26 protein-coding genes are annotated in these 24,581 nt (G+C 31.2%); 12 read left to right on the top strand and 14 right to left on the bottom strand.

Translation table 11 applies throughout. The features are described from left to right. The first annotated feature begins 73 nt into the window (after positions 1-73). The 5 genes from ACOSP6_RS00690 (at position 74) to ACOSP6_RS00670 (ending at position 4,312) form a co-directional block, all read left to right on the top strand. A complete protein-coding gene (locus ACOSP6_RS00690; protein ID WP_422094464.1) occupies positions 74-550 on the top strand; it encodes a hypothetical protein in 477 nt (158 codons plus the stop codon). Beyond that, complete coding sequence (locus ACOSP6_RS00685) at positions 543-911, top strand: BlaI/MecI/CopY family transcriptional regulator (protein ID WP_422094465.1); 369 nt, start codon at positions 543-545, stop codon at positions 909-911. The genes ACOSP6_RS00690 and ACOSP6_RS00685 overlap by 8 nt, the downstream gene beginning before the upstream one ends. Positions 912-916: 5 nt before the next feature. Beyond that, positions 917-2,437 carry a M56 family metallopeptidase gene (locus ACOSP6_RS00680; RefSeq protein WP_422094466.1) on the top strand — a complete coding sequence of 507 codons (1,521 nt, stop codon included), beginning with the start codon at positions 917-919 and terminating at the stop codon, positions 2,435-2,437. A 112-nt stretch (positions 2,438-2,549) separates the two neighbouring features. Beyond that, on the top strand, positions 2,550-3,800 hold the full coding sequence (locus ACOSP6_RS00675; RefSeq protein WP_422094467.1) for a tetratricopeptide repeat protein: 1,251 nt from the start codon (positions 2,550-2,552) through the stop codon (positions 3,798-3,800). Between the two features lie 38 nt (positions 3,801-3,838). Next, entirely contained in the window at positions 3,839-4,312 is a 474-nt protein-coding gene (locus ACOSP6_RS00670) for a hypothetical protein (protein ID WP_422094468.1), read from the top strand. Here ACOSP6_RS00670 and ACOSP6_RS00665 read toward each other — a convergent pair. The 3 genes from ACOSP6_RS00665 to ACOSP6_RS00655 all read right to left on the bottom strand — a co-directional run bounded on the left by ACOSP6_RS00665 (position 4,287) and on the right by ACOSP6_RS00655 (position 6,961). Beyond that, positions 4,287-4,823: a hypothetical protein gene (locus tag ACOSP6_RS00665; RefSeq protein ID WP_422094469.1), complete on the bottom strand. Its 537-nt coding sequence runs from the start codon at positions 4,821-4,823 to the stop codon at positions 4,287-4,289. The genes ACOSP6_RS00670 and ACOSP6_RS00665 overlap by 26 nt on opposite strands. Before the next feature lie 65 nt (positions 4,824-4,888). Next, complete coding sequence (locus ACOSP6_RS00660) at positions 4,889-5,449, bottom strand: Crp/Fnr family transcriptional regulator (protein ID WP_422094470.1); 561 nt, start codon at positions 5,447-5,449, stop codon at positions 4,889-4,891. Next, positions 5,450-6,961: a GH3 auxin-responsive promoter family protein gene (locus ACOSP6_RS00655; protein ID WP_422094471.1), complete on the bottom strand. Its 1,512-nt coding sequence runs from the start codon at positions 6,959-6,961 to the stop codon at positions 5,450-5,452. Between the two features lie 55 nt (positions 6,962-7,016). On the opposite strand from ACOSP6_RS00655, the gene ACOSP6_RS00650 reads away from it, so the two are divergent. Continuing rightward, positions 7,017-7,811: a DUF2797 domain-containing protein gene (locus tag ACOSP6_RS00650; protein WP_422094472.1), complete on the top strand. Its 795-nt coding sequence runs from the start codon at positions 7,017-7,019 to the stop codon at positions 7,809-7,811. Here the strand turns inward: ACOSP6_RS00650 and ACOSP6_RS00645 are convergent. From ACOSP6_RS00645 to ACOSP6_RS00635, 3 genes are all read right to left on the bottom strand, one after another. Continuing rightward, on the bottom strand, positions 7,808-8,509 hold the full coding sequence (locus ACOSP6_RS00645) for an SH3 domain-containing protein (RefSeq protein ID WP_422094473.1): 702 nt from the start codon (positions 8,507-8,509) through the stop codon (positions 7,808-7,810). The genes ACOSP6_RS00650 and ACOSP6_RS00645 overlap by 4 nt on opposite strands. Next, positions 8,509-10,626, bottom strand: a complete 2,118-nt coding sequence (locus tag ACOSP6_RS00640) for a carboxy terminal-processing peptidase (RefSeq protein WP_422094474.1) — start codon at positions 10,624-10,626, stop codon at positions 8,509-8,511. The genes ACOSP6_RS00645 and ACOSP6_RS00640 overlap by 1 nt, the downstream gene beginning before the upstream one ends. A 78-nt stretch (positions 10,627-10,704) precedes the next feature. Then, complete coding sequence (locus tag ACOSP6_RS00635) at positions 10,705-11,223, bottom strand: hypothetical protein (RefSeq protein ID WP_422094475.1); 519 nt, start codon at positions 11,221-11,223, stop codon at positions 10,705-10,707. A gap of 121 nt (positions 11,224-11,344) precedes the next feature. Here ACOSP6_RS00635 and surE point away from each other — a divergent pair, with 121 nt between their 5' ends. Genes surE through ACOSP6_RS00610 form a run of 5 tightly spaced genes read left to right on the top strand, consistent with a single transcriptional unit; the run spans position 11,345 to position 14,507 of the window. Continuing rightward, positions 11,345-12,115, top strand: coding sequence for a 5'/3'-nucleotidase SurE (surE, locus tag ACOSP6_RS00630; protein ID WP_422094476.1), 771 nt, complete (start codon positions 11,345-11,347; stop codon positions 12,113-12,115). After that, a complete protein-coding gene (locus ACOSP6_RS00625; RefSeq protein WP_422094477.1) occupies positions 12,103-12,390 on the top strand; it encodes a hypothetical protein in 288 nt (95 codons plus the stop codon). Before surE ends, ACOSP6_RS00625 begins: the two co-directional genes overlap by 13 nt. A 4-nt stretch (positions 12,391-12,394) precedes the next feature. After that, positions 12,395-13,507 carry a lipid-A-disaccharide synthase gene (gene lpxB / locus ACOSP6_RS00620; RefSeq protein WP_422094478.1) on the top strand — a complete coding sequence of 371 codons (1,113 nt, stop codon included), beginning with the start codon at positions 12,395-12,397 and terminating at the stop codon, positions 13,505-13,507. Positions 13,508-13,510: 3 nt separating this feature from the next. Continuing rightward, the gene (locus ACOSP6_RS00615) at positions 13,511-14,044 is read left to right on the top strand and encodes a C40 family peptidase (protein ID WP_422094479.1); all 534 of its coding nucleotides are present in this window, start codon (positions 13,511-13,513) and stop codon (positions 14,042-14,044) included. Continuing rightward, the gene (locus tag ACOSP6_RS00610; RefSeq protein ID WP_422094480.1) at positions 14,037-14,507 is read left to right on the top strand and encodes a C40 family peptidase; all 471 of its coding nucleotides are present in this window, start codon (positions 14,037-14,039) and stop codon (positions 14,505-14,507) included. The genes ACOSP6_RS00615 and ACOSP6_RS00610 overlap by 8 nt, the downstream gene beginning before the upstream one ends. On the opposite strand, the gene obgE is transcribed toward ACOSP6_RS00610, so the two are convergent. The 3 genes from obgE to secDF all read right to left on the bottom strand — a co-directional run bounded on the left by obgE (position 14,497) and on the right by secDF (position 19,738). Then, positions 14,497-15,489 (bottom strand): GTPase ObgE, encoded by a 993-nt coding sequence (gene obgE / locus ACOSP6_RS00605; protein WP_422094481.1) that lies wholly within the window; start codon positions 15,487-15,489, stop codon positions 14,497-14,499. The two genes, ACOSP6_RS00610 and obgE, sit on opposite strands and share 11 nt — an antisense overlap. A gap of 44 nt (positions 15,490-15,533) precedes the next feature. Next, on the bottom strand, positions 15,534-16,655 hold the full coding sequence (locus ACOSP6_RS00600) for an adenylate kinase (RefSeq protein WP_422094482.1): 1,122 nt from the start codon (positions 16,653-16,655) through the stop codon (positions 15,534-15,536). Between the two features lie 95 nt (positions 16,656-16,750). Next, complete coding sequence (gene secDF, locus ACOSP6_RS00595) at positions 16,751-19,738, bottom strand: protein translocase subunit SecDF (protein ID WP_422094483.1); 2,988 nt, start codon at positions 19,736-19,738, stop codon at positions 16,751-16,753. A gap of 154 nt (positions 19,739-19,892) precedes the next feature. On the opposite strand from secDF, the gene ACOSP6_RS00590 reads away from it, so the two are divergent. Then, positions 19,893-20,321: an SRPBCC family protein gene (locus ACOSP6_RS00590; protein ID WP_422094484.1), complete on the top strand. Its 429-nt coding sequence runs from the start codon at positions 19,893-19,895 to the stop codon at positions 20,319-20,321. Between the two features lie 55 nt (positions 20,322-20,376). On the opposite strand, the gene ACOSP6_RS00585 is transcribed toward ACOSP6_RS00590, so the two are convergent. The 5 genes from ACOSP6_RS00585 to thrS form a co-directional block, all read right to left on the bottom strand. Then, the gene (locus ACOSP6_RS00585) at positions 20,377-20,976 is read right to left on the bottom strand and encodes a tRNA (guanine-N1)-methyltransferase (RefSeq protein ID WP_422094485.1); all 600 of its coding nucleotides are present in this window, start codon (positions 20,974-20,976) and stop codon (positions 20,377-20,379) included. Positions 20,977-21,059: 83 nt separating this feature from the next. Further along, entirely contained in the window at positions 21,060-21,404 is a 345-nt protein-coding gene (rplT, locus tag ACOSP6_RS00580; RefSeq protein WP_422094486.1) for a 50S ribosomal protein L20, read from the bottom strand. Between the two features lie 93 nt (positions 21,405-21,497). Then, positions 21,498-21,695, bottom strand: coding sequence for a 50S ribosomal protein L35 (rpmI, locus tag ACOSP6_RS00575; protein WP_075341031.1), 198 nt, complete (start codon positions 21,693-21,695; stop codon positions 21,498-21,500). A gap of 55 nt (positions 21,696-21,750) precedes the next feature. Beyond that, the gene (gene infC, locus ACOSP6_RS00570) at positions 21,751-22,269 is read right to left on the bottom strand and encodes a translation initiation factor IF-3 (protein ID WP_422094491.1); all 519 of its coding nucleotides are present in this window, start codon (positions 22,267-22,269) and stop codon (positions 21,751-21,753) included. Between the two features lie 66 nt (positions 22,270-22,335). Continuing rightward, complete coding sequence (thrS, locus tag ACOSP6_RS00565) at positions 22,336-24,288, bottom strand: threonine--tRNA ligase (protein WP_422094487.1); 1,953 nt, start codon at positions 24,286-24,288, stop codon at positions 22,336-22,338. Between the last annotated feature and the right edge of the window lie 293 nt (positions 24,289-24,581).

The following is a 24,581-nucleotide window of genomic DNA, read 5'->3' as shown; positions in this document are numbered from 1 at the left end:
ATAACTAAAAAATTAGTTTAAACTAATTTTTTAGTTATATTTGTAAGGTAGACTTTTAAAAATTAATGTTAAAATGAAGAAGTGTTTAGGATTGTTTGTGTTATTTCTGAGTTTTTTTTCCTGTAAAAAAGAGAAGAATAGAGTAGTAGGTTTTCATGATTCAGTTGCGATTAGTAGTCTTCAAAAGTTACAACTTGATGATTCTTATATAAATTTACTCAACCCGAGTTTCTCAAAAAAGGAAGAATATCAAGCTATCATAAAATCATGGAGTAACTTTCATAACAACGTAAATGAGATATTAACTGAGAATGAATTTTCTTGGGGAGTTCCTGATTCTAGTATTACTGTTGTTAATAAAATCTATTTTACTAAAAACGGAAAAGTAAATAATTTTTTAGTCAACATAAAAAATGAGAATGTAACTCTGGAGACTAAAAACGAATACGTGAAACTACTGAATAATAATTTGAATAAACTATCTATCGATTTAAAAAGAGACAAACAATTTGCCCAATGTGGTAAAGTAAAATATAAAAATTATGAGTAAACAGTTAACAAAAGCAGAAGAGCAAATTATGCAAGTATTGTGGGATTTGCAGGAAGCTTCTGTAAAAGATGTAATTGCTGAATTACCTGATCCTAAACCTGCTTATAATACGGTTTCAACGATTATTAGAATTTTAGAAACTAAAGAGTTTGTAGGACATCAACCTAAAGGAAGAGGTTATGTGTATTTTCCTTTAATAGAGAAAACCGATTATAGTAATCAGAGTTTACATAAACTAATGAACGGATATTTCGGAGGGTCATTTAAAAGCATGGTTTCTTTTTTTATGAAAGAAAATAAACTCGATATAAAAGAGTTGGAAACAATATTAAAGGAAGTGGAAAAGAATAATAAAAAATAGAAATTATGTTATCGTACATTATTCAAGTCATCTTATTTCAAACATTGTTTTTAGCGGTTTATGATATTTTCTTAAGTCGAGAAACTTTTTTCAGTAAGAATAGATTTTACTTAATTCTTTCTGCAATTGTGTCTTTTATTTTACCGTTGATTAAGTTACCAGTAATTAAAGATGCAGTTCCTCAAGAATATACAATTCTGTTACCCGAAGTTGTTTTATCTCCACAATCTATAATTGAGAAACAAGAATGGTATCAATCAATTGATTATTTACATGTTTTATTTTGGTTTGGAGTAGTAACGGGAATTTTATTCTTTTTAGTAAAACTTTATAGTATAATTAAACTTTTGTTGAAGAACAATGTCCAGAAAAAGGAAGGTTATAAATTGATTATTTTATCGAATTCAACAAAGGCTTTTTCTTTTTTTAACTTCATTTTTATTGGAGAAAATATACCAAAGGAGAGAAAAGATAAAATTATACAGCACGAGCTAGTACATGCGAGACAAAAGCACACATTAGATCTATTATTTTTTGAATTACTGAAAATATGTATGTGGTTTAACCCAATACTTTGGGTATTTCAAAAAAGAATAACCACAATACATGAATTTCTTTCTGATGAAATTGCTAGTAAATCATCAGAAACCAAAACATACATTAATAGTTTACTTGAACAGGTGTTTCAAGTTGAAAAAATATCATTTGTAAACCAGTTTTATAAAAATTCGCTACTAAAAAAGAGAATCATTATGATGACAAAAAAACGATCAAAAAAGAATAAGCAGTTAAAGTACTTATTGCTTGTGCCCGTATTATTAAGTATGTTACTTTATACGGCATGCTCGGAAAATGACACCAACTTACATCAACAAGAAACTGTAAGTGAAGAAAAAGGTAAACTTCCATTTCCGCCTCCGCCGCCACCTCCAGTAGCTGATTCCAAGAATCTTATGGATATATTTTTAGGTAAAAACCCACCTAATTCTAAAGAGTATGATTTCAAAGACTTATCGGAAGAAGAAAAAGATGAATTTTTAAAACGAAAAAACTCATTTAAAGATGTTGGCGAAGATTTGAAGCTTCGTGTATTTGAAGGAGAGAACGGTAGAAAAGTGCTTTTTGTTGATATGCTTAAAATAATAAGAAAACCAACAAAGTCTAATAAACCGGATTATGGAGATATGATTCCTTTCTCAATTTTAGATGAGTCACCTTCTTTTGTGGGAAAAGAAAAAGGAAAAGAAAGTTTCAATGCTAATATTAGGGATTATATCCAAGAAAATTTTGATGTGAAATTTGCTAACAGTTTAGGATTAGAACCAGGAAGAAAGCGAATTTATGTTCAGTTTAGAATTGATAAGGAAGGTAATGTGATAAAGGTAGATGCAAGAGCCCCTAATACTGAGCTAAAGGAATATGCAATAAATCTGGTTAAAAAACTTCCTAAAATGATTCCAGGGAAACATGAAGGAAAAACAGTTAAAGTTGGTTATACACTACCAATTACATTTGAAATTAAATAATAACAAAGAAAAAGAGAATTTTTATAATAATAGTTACTATGATGTTTATAAAGGCTGAAGTTTTACTTCAGCTTTTATGGCGGAGTAAAGATTATTGAATTTGAGAACTACTATGAAAATAAAAATTATATCAATTGTTTTAGTTGTTTTGTGCATAGGATTGCAGGCACAAAAAGATGTACAATCTATTGATAGTTTGATAGAGATAGGCAGGTATAAAAAGGCCCTGCTTCAGTTGTCACTTCTTTCAGAATCATTTCAAAAAAATTACAAAATAGCAAGTGTTTACGAAGCTATTGATAATCATCGGGAAGCCTCTTTTTACTATAAAAAATCACTAAGATTTAAAGATGATTATAAAACGAAAATTAAACTAGGAAAATCACTTTTAAAGGAAAAGAAGTATACACAGGTTGTTAAATTGTATGAGGAGATTTGTGCTAAAGACTCTGAAAATTTAATAGCAAAGTATACACTCGGAAAACTGTATTTACAAGTAAATCAATATTCCAAAGCAAAAATAATTTTTGGAGAGTTAATTGCTGATGATAACGAAAATGCAAATTATTATTATCAATATGCGCTTTCTAATCCACAGCCCAAAAAGATATTTAAACGAATAGATTACTATTTGTTGGCCCATAAAAAAGATAATAAACACTTTAATGCAATTGAAAAATTAGCTCGTAGTTTTACAATTATAAAAGATCGCGATTCAGCTTTGGTTTTTATTGATAAAGGATTGGAGCTAAGACCAAATCATATTGATTTAAATCGATTAAAGATTAATAGCTTGTTTCGTAAGAAAAAGTATAATCAAAGTATAAACCTATTAAAGCACATCGATTCTATTCAGCCAAATGAACATTTTACACATAAAATGCTAGGACGAAGCTATTTTAATATAGAAGAATATGATTTAGCTGAAAAGCATTTTCAAAAAGCAAGTAGATTAGATATAGATGATTTCAGGAGTATGATTTATCTAGGAGACATTGCAATGAAGAACAAAAATCCTAGAATGGCAATGTTTTATTATATGTCCGGAACAACGAGAGGGAAACAAAAAAGAGACAGAGCTTACATGGGATTGGCAAATGTGTTTTCTGAAATGAAAAAGCCAAGAAACGTTTTAAAAAGTTATGAGAGTGCGGTTGAAGAGAATGCTAATAATTATAAGGCCTTGTTTGCTTTTGCGAAGCAATCAGATAATTATTATAAAGATAAAAAGATAGGTTACAATCTTTACAAAACGTATCTAGAAAAATTTGAGGGAAAAGATAGTATAACGGATAATTTTGTGAGGTTGAGGTTAAAAGAAATAAAAAAAGAATATTTCTTGAAGGGAGAAATATTAGAATAAATCTATTTTTTATATTTTCACTTTATAATTCTAATGAGGTGATTGGTAGAGCGTTTCTTTTTATATTGGTGATAAGCTCTTTGGTGTCATGTAATTATTTTACAAATGATAGCAAAGGTGATAAAGAGACCTTAGATACAATTGTTGATTTTACTACCGTGAATGTTTCTCCTTCGTTTAAATCTTGTGAGCAATTAATAGATGAAGAAAAAACTAACTGTTTTAGAACAACGATAAAAAATCATTTTACTGAGGCACTAAGTAGAAATGAATTTTCGAGTGAAGAGGATATTAGTGAAACCGTAGTTTTGGTATTACGAATTGATAATGAAGGGGAAGTTACGCTAAAAGAGCTTCAATCTTCTCAGGAAATTAAGAATAAACTACCAGAATTGGCATCGGTATTAAATAGTATTGTTAATGAAATGCCTTATTTGTCTCCTGCTACAAAAATGGGGGTACCGGTAACTACAGAATATCAATTACCTATAAAAATACGAACCAAAGAATAACGAACACTAGTATTGGAGAAATCAATATGATTATTGAAAGGATACTCAATAAGCTAAAAGTTAAAATATTAAAACCCTTTGGTTTAAGTTTTAACAGTAATTGATTCACTTCTGCACTAGTGAGTTTCATTATTTCTTTCTTTGTAATATTAGTATCTATCAATCCAGTGTAGGAAAGTCCTTTTTGATATCCTTTTACAATGTCTTTTGGATAAGTAAACAAACCAAATCCCATTGCCCATAAACTCATTATACCAATAGGAAAATGTTTCCACATACCAGTTGAAATTTCCCAACCTGCTATAAATGCTTCACCTTTCCAAGAAACATCACAGTTAAATAAAATATGTTCAATATCATGAATGTAAATAACTTTTTTTCTGAAAGATGAATTCGGGAGTTTCAGAGAGAAGAAACGGAATTTCATTATAAAATAATCATTGTTTTCTCCTCCATTTTTATCGAGATTATTGTCAAGATAAAATTGATGTAATTTTTGTGAAATAATCATTCTTAAATTATTTCTGTAAATGTAGTTCAATGCATAAATTTTGAAATTGACAATTGTCAAGAAATCTATTTACTTCTTATTCGACTAAAAGTCTCTGGAGTCATTCCCAAAAAAGAAGCTAAGTGTTTTGAGGGAACTCTATTAAATAAATTGGGTTTTTGTTTTAAAAGTAGTTCGTATCTTTCTTGTGAGGTATGAAGTAGTAAACTATCAATTCTTTCTGCCAAATCACAGTAGATTTTTTCAAGAAACAATCTGCCAAAATGTTCAAATTGATGGCTTTGTTCGGATAGCTTTTCTAAATCAGTTCTTGAAATAGCAAGACAATGAATATCCTCTAACGCTTCAATACTATACTTGCTTTTTGATTTTTGAATAAAACTATCAATTGCAGTAATACTTTCTTGTTCCTGAGCAATATGCACTGTTATATCTTTTCCATCTCTAAAATAGAATACCCTTGCAACGCCGGTAAACAATAAATAAAAATGTTTGCATATAGAGTTTGAGGTATGCAGTAATTCTCCTTTTTTAAAAGATTTAGAGATGGCAACTTTCTCGAGTGCTTCAGCAACTTCTCTATTTTCTAATAAAAGATGAGCGTTATGAAGAAAGAAATGATTCATTTAATTTAATTGATACAACTCTTCAATAAATTCCCTTTTATTTGATAAACGAGGTACCTTATGTTGACCTCCTAATTTTCCTTTTTGTTTTAGCCAATCATAAAATAAACCTTCTCTAGCTTGTTGGACTTTAGGCATATTTAAAGTCATATTATTATAGCGCTTTGCTTCGTAATCTGAATTACAATTTTTAAGTGCATTATCTAAAATCTCAGTAAAAAAATGTAAATCATTTGGTTGATTTTCAAATTCAATAATCCACTCATGAGCGCCTTTATCTTTACCATTCATAAAAATAGGAGCTACTGTATATTCTTTGATAGTGGAAGCTGTTTTTTCACAAGCTGATTTTAACGCTTCTTCTGCATTTTCAATGATTAACTCTTCACCAAAAACATTAATATGATGTTTTGTTCTCCCCGTAATTTTTATTCGATACGGATTTGTTGAGGTGAATTTAATGGTGTCTCCAATCAGATATCTCCATAACCCACCATTTGTTGAAATAAGAACTGCGTAATTGATATCAGTTTCTACTTCAGAAAGAGGAATTGCTGTAGAGTTTTCTCCATCATATTCACTCATAGGAATAAATTCATAAAAAATTCCATAATCGAGCATTAAAAGTAACTCTTCCGAATTATTTCTGTCCTGAATAGCGAAGAATCCTTCGGATGCATTATACGTTTCATAGTATTTAAAATCTGCCTTAGGAATTAGTTTTTCGTACTGCTCTCTGTAAGGACTAAAATTAACACCTCCATGGAAATAGACTTCTAAATTTGGCCAAACTTCTAATATATTGTCTTTACCAGTTTTTTCTAAAACTTTATTAAGTAATACCAACATCCAAGAAGGAACACCCACTAAACTAGTAATGTTTTCATGAATAGTTTCATCTATAATAGCTTCCATTTTAGTTTCCCACTCACTCATTAAGGCAACTTCCTGTTTAGGAGCCGAACTAAAGTCAGCCCAAAAAGGCATATTTTCAATGATGATTGCGGATAAATCTCCAAAGTAACTTTCATTATCTTCATAAATGGCAGAACTTCCTCCTAAGCGAAGCCCTTTACCTGTAAACAACTGAGCATCCTCATTGTTGTTTATGTATAAGCAAAGCATATCTTTTCCTGCTTTAAAATGACAATCTTCTAGAGCTTCATCACTAACTGGTATAAATTTACTTTTGGCGTTTGTTGTTCCGCTAGACTTTGCAAACCATTTAATTTTTGTAGGCCAAAACAAATTTTGTTCTCCTTTTCTGCATCGCTCTATTAAAGGTTCAAATGTTTCATATTTTTGAATAGGAACATATTCTTTAAAATCATCGTAGCTTTTAATTTTAGAAAAATTATAGGATTTTCCAAACTCTGTATTTTTAGCCATAGCAACTAATTTTAGCAATAATTCTTCTTGAACATCAACTGGATACTTCAAAAAAAGCTCCATTTGGTGTTTTCTTTTCTTTAAAAACCAAGAAATGATAGAATTTATAAACTGAAACGGCATTTTTAATAGCTAATTTGTAAGTTTGTTCTTGGCTAAAAATAGTAAATTTTATAACATGCAATACACTGGCGTTTTAAAAAAAATGAATACCGAACTTTTAGATACAGTTCAGTATTATTTAGATATGAAAGTTGATTTTATTAATGTAAATCAGTTACTTAATAGAACAATTGAAATGAGTTTTGTAACGTATGAGTGTTTAAATTGTGGGTTAGAAAAAGAAATTTATCGACAAGGCTTTTGTAAATCGTGCTTTTTTGATGCTCCATCCGCTGGTGATTGGATTATGAGACCAGAATTAAGTAAAGCTCATTTAGGAGAAGAAGATCGTGATTTAGAGTATGAGAAAAAAGTTCAGCTACAGCCTCATATAGTATATTTAGCCAATTCGAGTAATGTTAAGGTGGGAGTTACGCGAAAAACGCAAGTACCTACCAGATGGATAGATCAAGGTGCGCATGAAGCTATTGAAATAGTTGAGGTTCCAAATCGCTATTTAGCAGGAATTACAGAAGTTGCCTTAAAAGAACATGTTGCTGATAAAACGAATTGGCGTAAAATGTTAAAGAATGATATCGAGGATGAAGATTTAACGAAATGGCAGGAAAGATTGCGTTCTTTTATTCCAGAAGAAGTACAAGAGTATTTTATTGAGAATAATAAGGAAACTGAAATCAACTTTCCGGTTGAGCAGTATCCTATAAAACCTAAAAGTTTAAATATTGTAAAAGAAGGTAGTTATACAGGTAAACTGGTAGGCGTTAAAGGACAGTATTTTATTTTTGAGGATAACACTGTTTTTAATGTAAGAGCAAATGAAGGTTTAGTGGTAAGTATAAAGATTGTTTAACAACCTGGCGCGGTATAATAAGAAAGTATTTTCCATTTACCATTAATTTTTCCAATAGTTATTTCTTTCTCGATTTTATAAGAGGTTAAATCTAATGAAACATATCCTGTCTCTCCATTTGGTAGTTTAATCTCTAACCATTGAATTCCATCTACATTCTGAATAGTTGTTGGTTTGTTATCTACAATATTGCAATCACATTTAAATTTTTCATAAGATACCATTCTAAGCACTTTTGCTTTCAGACTTGGTTTTTGTCTAATATTTACGTTTTCACCAAGAATGATTACTTCTTTATCAGTGTTTATTTTATTTAGATATGAGGGAGCTGCAAAATAGCCTGCTTCAGATTTTTTTAATGTGTAAAATAAGTCTCTTTTTTGAGTTTTGAAGAATCCTAAACGAACCACACTTAATAGCTCATTCCAAGCGGCTTCATTATCTCCTCCATCGCCAAAAAAATACTGCATAAATTCATCTTTAGAACACTCAGGTTGAGAACAAGCATCTTTTGCTACCAAAATTCCTGAAGCTAAAAAAGACCTAAGTTTGTTTAGGTCTTTTTTCACAATACAGTACTCAAGCTCTGTTTTAAATTCCCAGAAGCTTTTATCTTTATATGATTCGTCATTTATAAGTTGCCCAAAAGTTAAATTAGACCAAAAAATAAGACATATAAAGACGAATATTTTTCTCATTATTTCTTAACTAGCTCTAACTTTTTATTCATTTTAAGCTCGCTCAAAACGTTCAAAGCTTCATTTAAATAAATGTCTTTTTGTAGATTCTTATGCCACATTTTACGCTTATCTTTTAATACAGTATCTGTTTTAAAATAAGCTAACTCATAGGTTGGAGAGTTAAAAGTTAAGTTAGATTCGTATTTAAAAATATCCTTGAATTTTTTACTTTCTTCTACACGCTTTTCAACATCTTTTTTGTAAGTATTATAGTTAAGCGAATAAGTATTCTCATCTTGACTTTTCTTTAACCATTTTGCATATTCATTAATAGAAATAAACTTAGGGTCGTTATTGATTCTTTCCTTACTGTTACTTACAACTTCATTAAAATTTGTGTATGAGTTAGTTTTATTATAACTAGCCTTTTTAACACTATCCCAAGGTAAAGCCCCATCTAAGTCACGCTCCCCAAATTCCATATAACTATACCTGTCTGGCATTGCAATATCTGAATAAACTCCTTCGATTTGGGTTGAGCCACCATTGATTCTATAGAATTTTTGGATAGTCATTTTCAAAGCTCCTAAATCATCTGGATACTTACTTACATAATAATTTAGTGGAAGTACATTTTGGACGGTTCCTTTTCCGTAAGTCTGTTTTCCACCCATAATTACGCCGCGGCCATAATCTTGCATTGCAGCTGCAAAAATTTCTGAGGCTGAAGCCGACATTTCATTCACCATTACTACCAACGGTCCTTCCCAATGAACTTTTGAGTCGGTATCATTTTTAATAATTGCTGGTTCTCCACGATATTTAACCTGTACAATCGGTCCTTCGTTAATAAATAGTCCACCAATATCAATAACCGTTTTTAAAGATCCACCTCCATTATCTCTTAAATCGACAATTAATCCTTCAACACCTTCTTTCTTTAAACGTTCAATTTCTAACTTCATATCACTAGCAGCATTTCGTTGCTTAGCATCATCAAAGTCAATGTAGAATTTTGGTAAGTTAATCACTCCATATTTCTTTCCATCTTTTTCTACTATACTAGATTTAACAAAGGTTTCTTCTAGTTCAACAATATCTCTTGTAATTGGAATAACTCTTATTGAACCATCTAATTTTTTCTTAACTGTTAAGCGAACTTCTGTTCCTTTTTTTCCTTTGATAAATGTAATTGCATCATCAAGTCGCATACCTACAATATCCAGAGGTTCACCTTCTCCTTGTGCTACTTTTAAAATAACATCTCCAGGTTCAAGTTCACCTTGTTTCCAAGCTGGACCACCAGAAATTAATTCAACAATTTTAGTATAAATACCATCTTTTTGTAGTCTTGCTCCAATTCCTTCCAGTTTTCCAGACATGTCTTGATCAAAACGTGATTTGATTCTTGGAGACATATATGTAGTATGAGGATCAAATCCACTTACAACACTATTCAAGAAAGTAGAATACCAGTCAGAATTTTCTAATTCGTCAATTCTGATATACAAATCCTTCATGTTTTTTAAAACTTTTTCACGAGCTTCAGTTTCCATTTGAGCGAATGTTTTCTGTTTGCTTTTGGAATCTTTTTTTAGTTTTTCAATCTGTTGTTGTTCAGCTTCTTGAATCAGGCTTACAACTTGAAGTTTTAATTGTTTTCTCCAGTAGTCTAGTAACTGGTTGTCGTTTTTAGCAAAAGGAATTTTGTCGTAATCGATATCTATTACTTCTTTTTTTTTGTAGTTGAAAGGTTGCTTTAATAATTCTGCATAAATAGATTTTGCAGATTTTACTTTCTCAAGGAAGCGATTGTAGACAAGTTTGTAAAAATCTAAATTAGAATTTCTCAGTTGCTCGTCAATTTCAAATTTATATTGAGAGAACTCTTTTAAATCCTTTTGGGTGAAGTAACGTTTACTAGGATCTAAACTATTAATAAATTCATTATAAACATGTTCAGAGAAATCATCATTTAAATCTTTTTGTACAAAATGCCCTCTAGTTAGAATGTTTTTTAGAACATATAATATGACTTTGTCCTTGTCCGGATCTTTTTCTGCTTTAGTATAAGTGTTAGCTTGAATTGAATTACTAACTAAGAATAATGTTAATAATGGGATTAATAATTTCATCTTCATAAACCTTCTATCTTTAAAATGAATATATAGTGTGTTGTTAATTGCTAAGCTACTAAAATAATGCCAATTTTACTAGCTGTTCTTTTTTTTGTAGATGCCCTTAAAAGCTTGCTGTATGATTTTTCCTTCAGTACTTACATAATCCCAGATTTGGGTAACAGTTCCATCAGGATTGTTAATCCAAGTTATTCTGTTGATATACTTTCCTTTTGGAGATGTAATTACTTTACTTTCTAAAATCATTTTATTGTCTTTGAAAGTACCAGACGTTTCCAAAACAAAACCTTTGTTATCAATCCACAATTGATGCCATTTTTTATCAGAAACGTCGTAATAGCTATAACTAGTTCCCAAGGATTTTCCGTTTTGAGATTGCCAATTTTCTTGAATAGTGCAAGCATTAGGCATTGCAACGATATTGTTTTCACCTATTAATTTGTTTTTGGTACTGTAAACATTCCAATTCCCAACCCAAAAATCAAATTGTTGGTATTCTGGAGAAGAACAAGGCGATGTGTTTTTTTGAGCTTCTAACTTGGTGAAAAAAAAAGAAAGAACCATCATGACCAATACTGTAATAACTCTCACCATAATTGTAACTGATTAGTTTACTACAAGTTTACTGATTAATTTCAGGGAAATATCTTTACAAAATGTTAAAAATAGGAGCTATTTTTTTAATGTATATTTGTTTTATTGAAAACATAAACTTATGCAAGATAAACCTTTGATCTTAGTTACTAACGATGATGGAATTACAGCTCCAGGACTAAGAATGTTGATTGAAATTATGAATGAAATTGGAGAAGTAATTGTTGTTGCTCCAGATAGTCCTCAAAGTGGAATGGGACATGCAATTACGGTGAATAATGTGCTTCATTGTAATCCGACTTCAATTGATGAAGGACCACAAATTGAGTATAGTTGTTCTGGTACACCAGCGGATTGTGTTAAGATGGCTAAAAATGAAATTTTGAATAGAAAGCCTGATTTATGTGTTTCTGGTATAAATCATGGTTCGAATTCTTCTATCAATGTTATTTACTCTGGAACGATGAGTGCAGCAGTTGAAGCGGGTATTGAAGGTATTCCAGCTATTGGTTTTTCACTTCTAGATTTCAGTTGGCATGCTGATTTTAGGTCTTCTAGAGAGTTTATCAAAAAAATAGCCCTAAATGTTTTATTAAATGGTTTACCCGATGGTGTTGTTTTAAATGTTAATATTCCGAAGCTTAAGAAAGACGAGATCCAAGGAATAAAAGTTTGCAGACAAGCTAATGGTTATTGGAAAGAAGACTTTGATAAACGTAAAAGTCCAACTGGTAAAGAATATTACTGGTTGTCTGGAGAGTTTATTAATAATGATAAAGGCCAAGATACGGATATTTGGGCTTTAGAAAATGGGTATATTTCAGTTGTGCCAGTCCAGTTCGATATGACCGCGCATCATGCAATCAAAAATTTACACTCATGGGATTTATAAGAAAAGAAATTGCCATTGGAATTTTGGTGTCATTATTTGCTACATTCTGTGGACTGTTTATATACCTTCAATACGTATCACGTTTTGGTTTTTATGAAACAATTGAAATGATTCAAAAGAATGATGTTTTAGGTCCTGTAATTGCTTTAGCAGCTTTACCAAATTTATTTGTGTTCTTTATTTTTCTAAAGAAAAAACAAGATCATAGAGCGAGAGGAGTAATGATTGCTACATTGTTTACTGCAGTACTTACTTTTATTCTTAAATTCTTCTAAATTAATGAAATACTATATTGTATCTGGTGAGGCTTCTGGTGATCTACATGGAGCTAATTTGATGAAAGAACTTTTTAAGCAGGATAGTGAGGCTGAAATTCGTTTTTGGGGTGGAGATTTAATGAAAGAAGTTGGTGGGACATTGGTAAGTCATTATAAAGAACGTGCTTTTATGGGATTTGTAGAGGTAATTATGAATCTCAAGAAGATTTTTGGCTTTATAAAGTTCTGTAAGAAAGATATAGAAGCTTTTGAACCAGATGTAATAATTTTAATAGACAATTCAGGGTTTAATCTACGAATAGCAAAATGGGCTAAAGAGAAAGGCTTCCGAACTAATTATTATATTTCTCCACAGATTTGGGCAAGTAGAGCAAGTAGGGTAGAAGCTATAAAGCGAGATGTAGACAAGATGTTTGTTATTTTGCCTTTTGAAAAAGAGTTCTATAGGAAATATAATTATGAGGTTGATTTTGTCGGTCATCCTTTAATTGATGGAATTGCAGATAGAGATCAAGTGAATGAGGATATTTTTAGAAAAGAGTATAATCTTGGAGAAAAAGAAATAATAGCTCTTTTACCTGGGAGTCGAAAGCAAGAAATTACGAAAATGCTTTCTACGATGCTTTTAATGGTTGATAAATTTCCCAATTTTCAGTTTGTAATTGCGGGAGCTCCTAGTCAAACTCAAAGTTTTTACACTGATATTATCGGTGATAAAAATGTGAAATTCATCAGTAATAAAACATACGATTTACTTAGTATTTCTCATACAGCAATAGTTACTTCTGGAACAGCTACACTGGAAACAGCGCTGTTTAAAGTTCCACAAGTTGTTTGTTATAAAGGAAGTTGGTTGTCTTATCAAATTGCTAAGCGCATTATTACGTTAGATTATATTTCTTTGGTGAATTTAATTATGAATAGAGAAGTAGTGACCGAATTAATTCAAAATGATTTTAACAAAGCAAGATTGGAACAGGAATTGCAATCTATCTTGAATGGAGATAAAAGAGAGCAAATGTTTTTAGACTATTTTGATTTGGAAAGTAAATTAGGAGGTAAAGGAGCTTCTAAAAAAACAGCTGAGTTAATTATTGAAGGATTGAAAAAATAATAGATGATAAAAAAACTACTTTATTTGTTGTTATTGGTAAACTTGGTGACTTCTTGTGGTTCATCAAAAGAAGCAAGTACAAGAAAGGCAAAAAGAAAAACAGTAAATAATCAAAAATCTGTTTCTAGCTCAGCTAGAGAAGCGACAATTGCGGATAAAGTAGTATGGACGGCCGTTACTTATAAAGGTGTGCGTTATAAATTTGGAGGAACGACAAGAAAAGGCATGGACTGTTCGGGTTTAATACATACTTCCTTTAAAAAAAGAAATATTTATTTACCGAGAACTTCTTATGGAATGTTTACTAAAGGATATGAAATACCTTTAGGAGAAGTAAAGAGAGGAGATTTACTTTTTTTTATAACTGCGAAGAAGCGAAATGTAGTAAATCATGTTGGATTAGTAACTTCGACAGATAATAATGATATTAAATTTATTCATTCTACCACTTCAAGAGGAGTTATCGTAAGTTCTTTAAATATGCCTTACTGGAAATCTGCTTTTTATAGAGCTAAACGTGTTTTAAAAGATGAATAAGAAATTATTTATCGTAATTATTATAAGTTTAATTTGGGTTTATAAATGTTTCAATAATAGAGTAGATGAATCTGCAGTTAAAATTGAAAAGTTATTAGATGTAGCCCAAAGTTTTGAAGGTGTAAATTATAGAGCAGGAGGTACTACAAAAAGAGGAATGGATTGTTCAGGTTTAGTTTCTACAAGTTTTAAGAGTATAGATGTGAAACTACCGAGATCATCAGCTTCAATGAGCACAGTTGGAACAAAAGTTTCTCTCAAAAAAATACAAAAAGGAGATTTGTTATTTTTTAATATCGATAGATTAAAAGGAAAAATAAATCACGTTGGATTAGTAACTTCAACCGATAATGAAATTATTTTTATTCATTCTACAACTTCAAAAGGAGTAATTTATTCTTCTATGAAAGAAAACTACTGGAAAAATAGTTTTGTAATCGCTAAAAGAATAATTACTCATTAAGATATTTCCAAAGTTTATCTTTTAATTCAGTTAGTCCCATTTGAGCTACAGATGATATAAACAAAGTTTCGATACCTTCAGGTAATTCTTTTGCTATCTCAGACTTTAATTCATCATCTAACATGTCGGCTTTAGAAATTGCCAATAAACGTTGTTTATCTAGTAATTCAGGATTATGTTTACGTAATTCATTGACCAATATTTCATATTCCTTTTTAATATCTTCACTGTCAGCAGGAACTAAAAAGAGTAGGAGCGAGTTACGCTCTATATGTCTTAAGAAATAATGACCTAAACCTTTACCTTCGGCTGCGCCTTCAATAATACCGGGAATATCAGCCATCACAAAACTTTGATGATTTCTATATTCAACTATACCAAGGTTCGGTTTTAATGTGGTAAAAGCATAATCAGCAATTTTTGGTTTTGCAGCAGTTAAAACAGATAGTAATGTTGATTTACCTGCATTAGGAAAGCCAACTAAACCAACATCAGCCAAAACTTTTAACTCAACTCTATACCAAGCTTCTTTTCCTTCAATACCAGGTTGTGCATATCTTGGAGTTTGATTGGTAGGTGACTTAAAATGCCAGTTTCCTCTACCTCCTTTACCACCTTCTAAGACAATAACTTCTTTACCTTCTTCGGTAATTTCGAATAAAATTTCATCTGTGTCTGCATCACGTATGATAGTTCCTAGTGGAACAGGAATAATAACGTCGGCTCCGTCTTTTCCAGTACTTCTACTAGATCCACCATCTCCTCCATGATCAGCTCTAAAATGACGTTTAAATTTTAAGTGAAATAATGTCCACATATTTTTATCGCCACGAAAAATTACATGTCCGCCGCGACCACCATCACCACCATCAGGCCCACCTTTTGCAATATATTTTTCTCTGTGTAAATGCGCAGATCCACGTCCACCTTTTCCAGAGGATGCATATATTTTTATGTAGTCAACAAAATTCCCTTCAGTCATTTTCTTAAAATTAGTATTCCCGCCTGAAGCGGGAATTAGTTTTTTTAAAGTTTGTCAAATACTTCAGACAAACGTTGTGTTATTTCTTCAATACTTCCAACACCGTTTACACCGTAAAAATTACCTTGTGCGTCATAGTAGTCTTTAAGTACTGCAGTTTTTGTATTGTATTCATTAAAACGATTACGAATTTTTTCTTCATCAGTATCGTCAGATCTTCCACTAGTTTTACCTCTTTCTAAAATTCTTTCTACTAATAAATCTTCTGGAACCTCTAAAGCAACCATTCCATTAATTCGTTCGTTCTTTTCTGCTAAGAATGCATCCAAAGCTTTTGCTTGAGATTCTGTACGAGGAAAACCGTCAAAAATAAAACCATTCGCATCTGAGTTTTTATCGACTTCAGCTTTCAACATATTAATAGTCACTTCATCAGGTACCAAATCTCCAGCATCAATATATTTTTTCGCTAACATTCCTAATTCAGTTTCGTTTTTAATATTATATCTAAAAACATCACCAGTAGAAATGTGTACTAATTCATATCTTTCTTTTAATAATTTAGCTTGTGTTCCTTTACCTGCACCTGGAGGTCCGAATAAAACTATGTTTTTCATTTTGGGTTGTGTTGTTGTTAATTGATAAATAGCTGGCAAATTTCTTCCTAAACCATCGTAATCTAGTCCGTAACCAACTATAAATTTATCTTCAATGTTTTTACCAATATAATTAATGTGTAATTCTTTTCGATAAACATCAGGTTTAAAGAAAAGACTTACGATTTTTAAATCCTTAATATTTTTTGTTCTAAAAATCTCATAGATTTCTTGAAGTGTAGTTCCAGTATCTATAATATCTTCTAGAATGATTATAGTTCTGCCGGTGATATCTTCATTAATTCCGATAAGCTTTTTTACGTTTCCTGTGGAAGTGTCTCCTTCATAGGAAGCAAGTTTAACGAAAGAAATCTCACAGTCACCATTAAACTCACGAATAAAATCTGCAGCAAACATAAAACAACCATTTAAAATTCCTACAAATAGCGGAACTTCTCCTTCTGATAAGTCTTGTTTTACTTCTTTAGCCAAAGATTTTACAATAGTTGCTATTTCATTTGGACCAATTAGCTGTCTGAAATATAAATCGTGAAGTTTCTTTATTCTCATATACCTGTAAATATAAGGATTAAATAAAAAAACCGTCTTGATCTACTGAAAATTCAGTGGGTACAAAACGGTTAATTTATTTTTAGAATATCTTGTTATTTTTTTGTCTCCTTTTCTTTGTTTTTAGTTGCATCAAACATAATTGGAGTTGCAACAAATAAAGAAGAATAGGTACCTACAAGCACACCAATGATAAGTGCGAACATGAAACCTTTAATACTATCTCCTCCGAAGAAGAAGATTGCTAGCATTACTAACATTGTAGTTAAAGAGGTGTTGATTGTTCTACCTAAAGTACTACTTAAAGCCTTATCAACTAAACTAGCTGAAAAAGTTTTACTTCCAGCAGCGTACTCTCTAATTCTATCAAAAATTACCACGGTATCATTCAGCGAGTATCCAACTACTGTTAGAATAGCAGCAATAAATGATTGTCCGATTTCCATATCAAATGGCATAAATTTATATAAGATAGAGAAAATACCTAATACGATTAACACATCATGGAATACGGCAGCAACTGCACCGATAGAGAAAGAAACCTTTCTAAAACGTAATAAGATATATAAGAAAACAACAATTAAAGATCCTAATACAGCCCAAATAGCTGCTTGCTTAATATCATCAGCAATTGTTGGATCTACTTTCATATAACTCATAATACCTTGTGGCTCTCCTAATTTCTCAAAACCTGGTTTAAAGCTTTCGTAATCTAATTCACCTAAATAAGGTTTTAATCCATTGTATAATGCGTTTTGTACTACTTCATCAACTTCCTTACTCTTATCGTCAATTTTATATACAGTAGTAATCTTTAATTGATTATTAGCACCATAAGTTTTTACTTCAGGAGCAGTTCCGAAAGTTTCTTTTAAAGAAGCAGCAACTTCATTTGCTTTCATTGGTTGGTTAAAACGTACAACGTATGAACGACCTCCTTTGAAATCAACACCTTGTTTTAAACCAATGGTGAAAATTGAAATTAAACCTGCTAAAATAATTCCTCCAGAAACGATGTAAGCTAACTTACGCTTTCTTAAGAATTCGATATTAATGTTTTGGAACCAGTTTTTAGAAATGTTTGTATTGAAAGTTAAATTAGTTCCTTTTGCAACAGCGCTATCAACTAATAAACGAGTAATAAAAATTGCTGTAAATAATGAAGTAGCAATACCAATCATTAATGTTAACGCGAATCCTTTAATTGGACCAGTACCAAATACGTATAAAATAATACCTGTTAATAAGGTAGTAATGTTGGCATCAATAATTGCAGATAAAGCTCCTTTAATACTAAATCCTTCTTCAACCGCGGTCAATAAACCTTTACCAGAGTTTAAGGCTTCTTTGATTCTTTCAAAGATAATTACGTTGGCATCTACCGACATACCTATTGTTAAGATAATACCCGCGATACCTGGTAAAGTTAATACAGAATTGAATGAAGCTAAAACTCCAAAAATGAATAAGATGTTTACTACTAAAGCAACATTTGCGTATAAACCAGCTTTTCCGTAGTATAAAATCATCCATGCTAATACTAATAAAATAGCTAAAGCGAATGACCACATACTTGCTGTAATAGCTTCTTTACCTAAAGAAGGTCCTACGACTTCTGCTTCAATAATTCTTGCAGGAGCAGGTAATTTACCAGCTTTTAATACCGTAGAAATATCTTGAGCTTCCTCAACGGTCATTGAACCTCCTGAAATTTGAGTGCTTCCTCCTGTAATAGCTCCGTTAACTACTGGTGCAGTATAAACATAATCATCTAAAACAACAGCTACGAATTTCCCAACGTTTTCACCAGTCATCTTAGCCCATTTTTTCGTTCCAACACCGTTCATTAACATAGAAACAACAGGTTTGCTTAATTGGTCATAATCTTGCTTAGCATCAGCAATTACATCACCTTCAATTGGAGCAGCATCATTTCTGTTTCCTTTTATAGCGTATAAACCAATTACTTCCGTAGTTCCATCGGCACTTGGTTGTGCTTTATAATCCCATAAAAACTTAACATAACGCAAGTTATCTGGTAATAATGATCTAATGTCTCTGTTTTTTAATAAGCTATTCACCTTTGCAGTATCAGCAACTTTAGCTTGAGCAACAAGAGAACTAACTTGATTCTGGTTTTGAGCTACGTTTGGAAATAAATACGTAAATAAACTTTTTTGATTCGCTACTTCTGTAGAATCAGTAGTTTCAGAAATTAAATCTTCTATACTATCAGTAGTTTTAGTAGAATCTTTTTCCTGAGTAGTACTTGTCTCTTCTTTTAAAAGCTCAGCTGCTTTTGCATTAGCCGTAAAAAAGAAGTTTTGTACTTCTAAATTAGAGTGTACTTCCCAAAATTGAAGTTTAGCGGTACTTTCTAAAAGTTTACTTACACGTTCAATATCTTTAGCTCCTGGTAATTCTACTTGAATTCTTCCAGAAGTTCCAATTCTTTGAATATTTGGTTGAACAACACCAAACTTATCAATACGACTACGTAATACTTCAAAAGCCGTGTTAATCGATGTATTGATTTCTTCTTGTAAAATTGGTTTTACTTCTTCGTTAGTTTTGTTGAAGTCAATTTTATCACGAAGTAATTTGTTTCCGAATATTGTAGGGTCACTCAATTTTACAGAACCGTTACTTGCTTTTTCGAATTCATCATAGAAAATATCAAGATAGTTATCTTGACTATTTTTCTGAGTTTCGTCGGCATTTTCTAACGCTTTTCTGAAAACAGAATTTTGAGATTCATTTGATAAACCTAATAATATATCCTTTACAGATACTTGTAAAATTGCATTGATACCACCTTTTAAATCAAGACCAAGATTCATTTCTTTATCTCTAATCTCGTCGTAAGTGAATCCTGCAATTACTTCTTTATTTGCAACACTATCTAAGTATTTCTTTTCTAATCTTGCAAGTTCTCTACCATCATTTTCATTACTAACTTTGCTCGTAGCATAAGCATTCGCAGCTTTCTCTACTTTGTTAGCAAAAAAAGTAAATGATAATTGGTATAAACTTACTAATCCGAAAAGGATTGCAAATAATCTAATAAGACCTTTGTTTTGCATCTTCAATAATTTAAATGACTTCTTTTTAAAAACGTGCAAATATAGTATATCAAAAAAGAAAACCCAATTTTTTATTGCTTTTATACCATTATATCTCTCAACTTTTTTAATAAAGCGTAATGTTCGATTTGTTTTTTTGATTTACCTTTAAATTATGGATGTAGTTATTGTAAAAGAAATTATTTATAAACCAGTTGATGTGGTTTGGTCATTAATAACAGAATTGGAGTATATGAAACAATGGTTTTTTGAAGATATTCCTTCTTTTAGTGCGGAAGTTGGTTTTAAAACTGAGTTTAATGTGGTTTCAAATGGAAGGAACTTTCTTCATTCTTGGGAGATTGTTGAAGTGACTGAAAACGAATCAATAGTATATAAGTGGCAATATCCTGAATATACTCATAAAGATTCTTATGTTAAATTTTGTCTGAATTATGTTAATGAACATGAAACCGAAGTTACGATTACTTGTGAAGGAATAGAGAACTACCCTAATGACATACCTGAATTTACCTACGAGAGTTGCAGAGCCGGTTGGGAGTATTTTATGGGTAGGTTGGTGAGTTTTGCAAAGTCGAAATAAAAAAGCTCAAGTACTTTCGATACTTGAGCCTATATAATTTTAGTTACTAGAAGAATTAAACACCACGTTGCTTATTAATTTCATCTTGTAATTGTCTTCGTAATTTTTGTTCTTTTTCTAGAGATTTTCTTCTGTGTGTCTCAAATTCTTCTTCAATTTCTGCTAAGTTACTTTTAGCTGCCTTCGTTAAACTATTACTATTTTTAAAACGCATAAAGAAGAAAAGAGTTGCTATAGCAAGTACTGTTATTATAGACCATAATAATAAGTTGTATGAATTCTTAGTCATACCGATTCCAATAAAATTAATTTTATTTTCCTTATTAATTGAAGAATTAAGCTTGTTAGTTAAAGATGTGATTTTATTGTTTAAATCACTCACATTTTTTTCTTGTTCATTAATTTTTAATTCTTTGTTTTGAATTGTTTTTTTCAAAGCAACAACACTATCAACAATGTTTTTCTGTAAGGCTTGAAAATCTGTTCTCGTTATCATTTTATATTGCTGCCAATTACTAGCTTTACCGTAGGTTTTTATGAATTGATTTTCTACGGTATTTGGTAACGAGTCTAACTTTTGTTTTTTAGTTAAAGTTGTTTGAGCAAAAATATTTGAGCAGAATAATGTTACTAAGATTAGATTTAATATTTTCATTGATAGGATTAATGTTTTTGGGATTAATTTAAAAAAACCCAAACGAAAAGTTTGGGTTTTTAGTATAAGCAAGATTATTAAACTTATTTTACTTTATCTACAACTGCCTTAAAAGCTTCAGGGTTGTTCATAGCTAAATCAGCTAAAACCTTACGGTTTAACTCGATGTTATTAGCTTTTACTTTACCCATAAACTGTGAATAAGACATTCCGTACTGACGAGCTCCTGCGTTAATACGCGTGATCCATAATGAACGGAAATTTCTCTTTTTGTTTTTACGATCGCGATAAGCGTATTGTAACCCTTTTTCTACCGCGTTCTTAGCTACTGTATAAACGTTTTTTCTACGTCCAAAGTAACCTTTTGCTTGCTTCAAGATTTTCTTTCTTCTATTTCTTGAAGCTACTGAATTTACTGATCTTGGCATAATTCTTTGTTTTTTGTAGTAGGCGACTAACTAAATAGTACTTTATGAGCCCAACTCCATGGTTAATAATTAATTTTACTACCTAGCTAACTATTATTTTAATAATAATTGTTGCTTAATGTTACTCTCGTCAGATTTGTGAACTAACGTTGAGTGTGTTAATGCAAGCTTACGTTTTTTAGACTTCTTAGTTAAGATATGACTTTTAAACGCGTGCTTTCTTTTGATCTTTCCAGAACCAGTCAACTTAAAACGTTTCTTGGCACTAGATTTAGTTTTCATTTTAGGCATCTTTTGCTTTCGTTTTTGTCTTGCTTATATTATTTTCAGATATATAAATACCTGTTTATTTCACTTTTTTTGGTGCTATGAACATTGTCATTCTCTTGCCTTCTAATTTAGGCATTTGCTCAACTTTACCATAGTCTTCTAACTCTTGAGCAAGTTTTAATAATAAAATATGACCTTGTTCTTTAAATACGATTGAGCGTCCTTTGAAAAACACATAGGCTTTCAATTTGGCTCCATCTTTTAAAAACTTAATAGCATGTTTCTTTTTAAATTCGTAATCATGATCATCTGTTTGAGGTCCGAAACGAATTTCTTTAACAACTACTTTAGTAGCTTTAGCTTTTAACGCTTTTTCACGTTTTTTCTGTTCATACAAGAATTTCTTGTAGTCTATTACTTTACAGACTGGGGGAACAGCTTTTGGTGAAATCTCAACTAAATCTAACTCTAGTTCTCTAGCTATCTCTTTGGCTTTTGCTAAAGGATAAACACCTACTTCTACGTTTTCGCCAACCAGGCGAACTTCATCAACATATTTAATTTTATCATTAATTCTATGTTGATCTTCTTTAATTATTCTTGCGGGTCTTCTACCGCCTTTTCTTCGTATTGCTATGGCTTTTTAATTTAAAATTACTTCTTAATTATTTGTGTTAAACGTTACCAACGTTTTCTTAATCTCTTTTTGAATTAACAAAATAAACTCTTCAATTGTAAAAGTTCCAAGATCACCTTCTCCGTGTTTCCTAACAGATACCGTGCCATCTTGTTCCTCTTTTTCTCCAACAATAATCATGAAAGGTATTTTGCTAACTTCAGCATCTCTAATCTTTCTACCTGTTTTTTCATTTCGATTGTCTACGAGGGCGCGAATTTCGGAATTTTCCAACAAATGTAAAACTTTTTCGGTATATTTTTCGTATTTCTCACTGATTGGCAGTATAATAACTTGGTCAGGGGTTAGCCAAAGTGGGAAATTACCACCCGTATGCTCTAGTAACACTGCGATGAAACGTTCCATTGATCCGAAAGGAGCTCTGTGAATCATTACTGGACGGTGTAACTCATTGTCACTACCTTTATAGTGTAAGTCAAAACGCTCAGGTAAATTATAATCTACTTGAATCGTTCCTAATTGCCAGCTTCTTCCTAATGCATCTTTTACCATGAAATCTAACTTAGGTCCATAAAAGGCAGCTTCTCCAGCTTCAATTACATAATCTAGACCTTTGTCTTTAGCAGCGTTAATAATAGCTTGTTCTGCTTTTTCCCAGTTCTCAACAGATCCTATATATTTTTCTGGTTTTTCTAAATCTCTAACAGAAACCTGTGCTGTGAAGTTTTCAAAGCCTAATGATCCAAATACGTATAAAACTAAATCAATTACATTTTTAAATTCAGAATCTAATTGATCTGGAGTACAAAAAATGTGAGCATCATCTTGTGTAAAACCTCTTACACGAGTTAATCCATGCAATTCACCACTTTGTTCATATCTATATACTGTTCCAAATTCAGCAAAACGTTTAGGTAAATCTTTATAAGAATATGGTTTGTGGTTATATACTTCACAATGATGTGGGCAGTTCATTGGTTTTAATAAGAACTCTTCATCATCCTTTGGTGTTGTAATAGGTTGAAAGCTGTCTTCTCCATATTTAGCATAATGACCAGATGTTACGTATAATTCTTTTTGACCAATATGTGGAGTCATGACCATTTCATAACCTGCTTTTTTCTGAGCAACCTTTAAAAAGTCCTCTAATCTACCTCTTAACGCAGCTCCTTTAGGAAGCCATAAGGGTAATCCTTGACCAACTTTCTGCGAGAAGGTGAATAATTCTAATTCCTTTCCTAGTTTTCTATGGTCTCTCTTTTTTGCTTCTTCTAATAATTCTAAATATTCAGTAAGCATTTTTTGTTTAGGAAAAGAGATACCATATATACGGGTTAACTGATCATTCTTTTCATCTCCTCTCCAATAAGCTCCGGCAACATTCATTATTTTAACTGCTTTAATAATTCCTGTATTAGGAATATGTCCTCCGCGGCATAAGTCAGTAAAGTTGCTATGATCACAAAATGTAATATCTCCGTCTTCTAAACCTTCTATAAGTTCTACCTTATATTTATTGTTTTCTTCCTTATAATATGATAGAGCATCGGCTTTAGAAACTGATCTCATTTTGAATTCGGCTTTTTCTCTCGCTCTTTCAAGAAATTGTTTTTCTATTTTAGTGAAGTCTTTTTCAGAAATAGTTTCCTCTCCAAAATCAACGTCATAATAAAAACCATTATCAATAGCAGGTCCTATTGTCAGTTTGGCATTTGGATAAAAGTCTAATACCGCTTGAGCTAATACGTGAGCAGACGAATGCCAAAAAGCTTTTTTACCCTCAGGGTTGTCAAAAGTATATAAGGTTAAGTTCCCGTCAGTGGTTAGTGGAGTAGTGGTTTCTACTGTTGATTCATTAAAACTTGCCGAGATGACATTTCTCGCTAAACCTTGGCTAATACTTTTAGCTACATCAATAGGAGTAGAATTCTTTTCATACTCTCTAATACTTCCGTCGGGTAATGTGATTTTAATCATTAATATATATGTATAGTTATTAGATTCTCTTACAAGTGAAAATCTTCGAGCGCAAAGATATTGTAAAAGCAATTTCAATGCAATACCTTATTATATATATTATATGAAATATCGAATATGAATGTGTTTGATTTTTTATTTCCGTATAATGTTTTAATTGTGAGTTAGTTGTGTTTTCAGTTTTAAAAAAGTTGATTTTTTTTGGTTTAAAAGTTTGCGGGAATGGAAAGTGGTTGTATATTTGCACCCGCAAACGGAAAAACGGTAGTTATGTTTTGCGAAAGTTCATTAAC

The sequence above is a fragment of the Tenacibaculum sp. MEBiC06402 genome, assembly GCF_049239625.1.
In the GTDB taxonomy this organism is placed as follows: domain Bacteria; phylum Bacteroidota; class Bacteroidia; order Flavobacteriales; family Flavobacteriaceae; genus Polaribacter.
This window is presented reverse-complemented; position numbering and strand designations above follow the sequence as displayed.

Coding starts and splice junctions, on each gene's coding strand:
- ACOSP6_RS00690 (WP_422094464.1), top strand. CDS start 74: ATGAAGAAGTGTTTAGGATTGTTTGTGTTATTTCTGAGTTTTTTTTCC.
- ACOSP6_RS00685 (WP_422094465.1), top strand. CDS start 543: ATGAGTAAACAGTTAACAAAAGCAGAAGAGCAAATTATGCAAGTATTG.
- ACOSP6_RS00680 (WP_422094466.1), top strand. CDS start 917: ATGTTATCGTACATTATTCAAGTCATCTTATTTCAAACATTGTTTTTA.
- ACOSP6_RS00675 (WP_422094467.1), top strand. CDS start 2,550: ATGAAAATAAAAATTATATCAATTGTTTTAGTTGTTTTGTGCATAGGA.
- ACOSP6_RS00665 (WP_422094469.1), bottom strand. CDS start 4,823: ATGATTATTTCACAAAAATTACATCAATTTTATCTTGACAATAATCTC.
- ACOSP6_RS00660 (WP_422094470.1), bottom strand. CDS start 5,449: ATGAATCATTTCTTTCTTCATAACGCTCATCTTTTATTAGAAAATAGA.
- ACOSP6_RS00655 (WP_422094471.1), bottom strand. CDS start 6,961: ATGCCGTTTCAGTTTATAAATTCTATCATTTCTTGGTTTTTAAAGAAA.
- ACOSP6_RS00650 (WP_422094472.1), top strand. CDS start 7,017: ATGCAATACACTGGCGTTTTAAAAAAAATGAATACCGAACTTTTAGAT.
- ACOSP6_RS00645 (WP_422094473.1), bottom strand. CDS start 8,509: ATGAGAAAAATATTCGTCTTTATATGTCTTATTTTTTGGTCTAATTTA.
- ACOSP6_RS00640 (WP_422094474.1), bottom strand. CDS start 10,626: ATGAAATTATTAATCCCATTATTAACATTATTCTTAGTTAGTAATTCA.
- ACOSP6_RS00635 (WP_422094475.1), bottom strand. CDS start 11,223: ATGGTGAGAGTTATTACAGTATTGGTCATGATGGTTCTTTCTTTTTTT.
- surE (WP_422094476.1), top strand. CDS start 11,345: ATGCAAGATAAACCTTTGATCTTAGTTACTAACGATGATGGAATTACA.
- ACOSP6_RS00625 (WP_422094477.1), top strand. CDS start 12,103: ATGGGATTTATAAGAAAAGAAATTGCCATTGGAATTTTGGTGTCATTA.
- lpxB (WP_422094478.1), top strand. CDS start 12,395: ATGAAATACTATATTGTATCTGGTGAGGCTTCTGGTGATCTACATGGA.
- ACOSP6_RS00615 (WP_422094479.1), top strand. CDS start 13,511: ATGATAAAAAAACTACTTTATTTGTTGTTATTGGTAAACTTGGTGACT.
- ACOSP6_RS00610 (WP_422094480.1), top strand. CDS start 14,037: ATGAATAAGAAATTATTTATCGTAATTATTATAAGTTTAATTTGGGTT.
- obgE (WP_422094481.1), bottom strand. CDS start 15,489: ATGACTGAAGGGAATTTTGTTGACTACATAAAAATATATGCATCCTCT.
- ACOSP6_RS00600 (WP_422094482.1), bottom strand. CDS start 16,655: ATGAGAATAAAGAAACTTCACGATTTATATTTCAGACAGCTAATTGGT.
- secDF (WP_422094483.1), bottom strand. CDS start 19,738: ATGCAAAACAAAGGTCTTATTAGATTATTTGCAATCCTTTTCGGATTA.
- ACOSP6_RS00590 (WP_422094484.1), top strand. CDS start 19,893: ATGGATGTAGTTATTGTAAAAGAAATTATTTATAAACCAGTTGATGTG.
- ACOSP6_RS00585 (WP_422094485.1), bottom strand. CDS start 20,976: ATGAAAATATTAAATCTAATCTTAGTAACATTATTCTGCTCAAATATT.
- rplT (WP_422094486.1), bottom strand. CDS start 21,404: ATGCCAAGATCAGTAAATTCAGTAGCTTCAAGAAATAGAAGAAAGAAA.
- rpmI (WP_075341031.1), bottom strand. CDS start 21,695: ATGCCTAAAATGAAAACTAAATCTAGTGCCAAGAAACGTTTTAAGTTG.
- thrS (WP_422094487.1), bottom strand. CDS start 24,288: ATGATTAAAATCACATTACCCGACGGAAGTATTAGAGAGTATGAAAAG.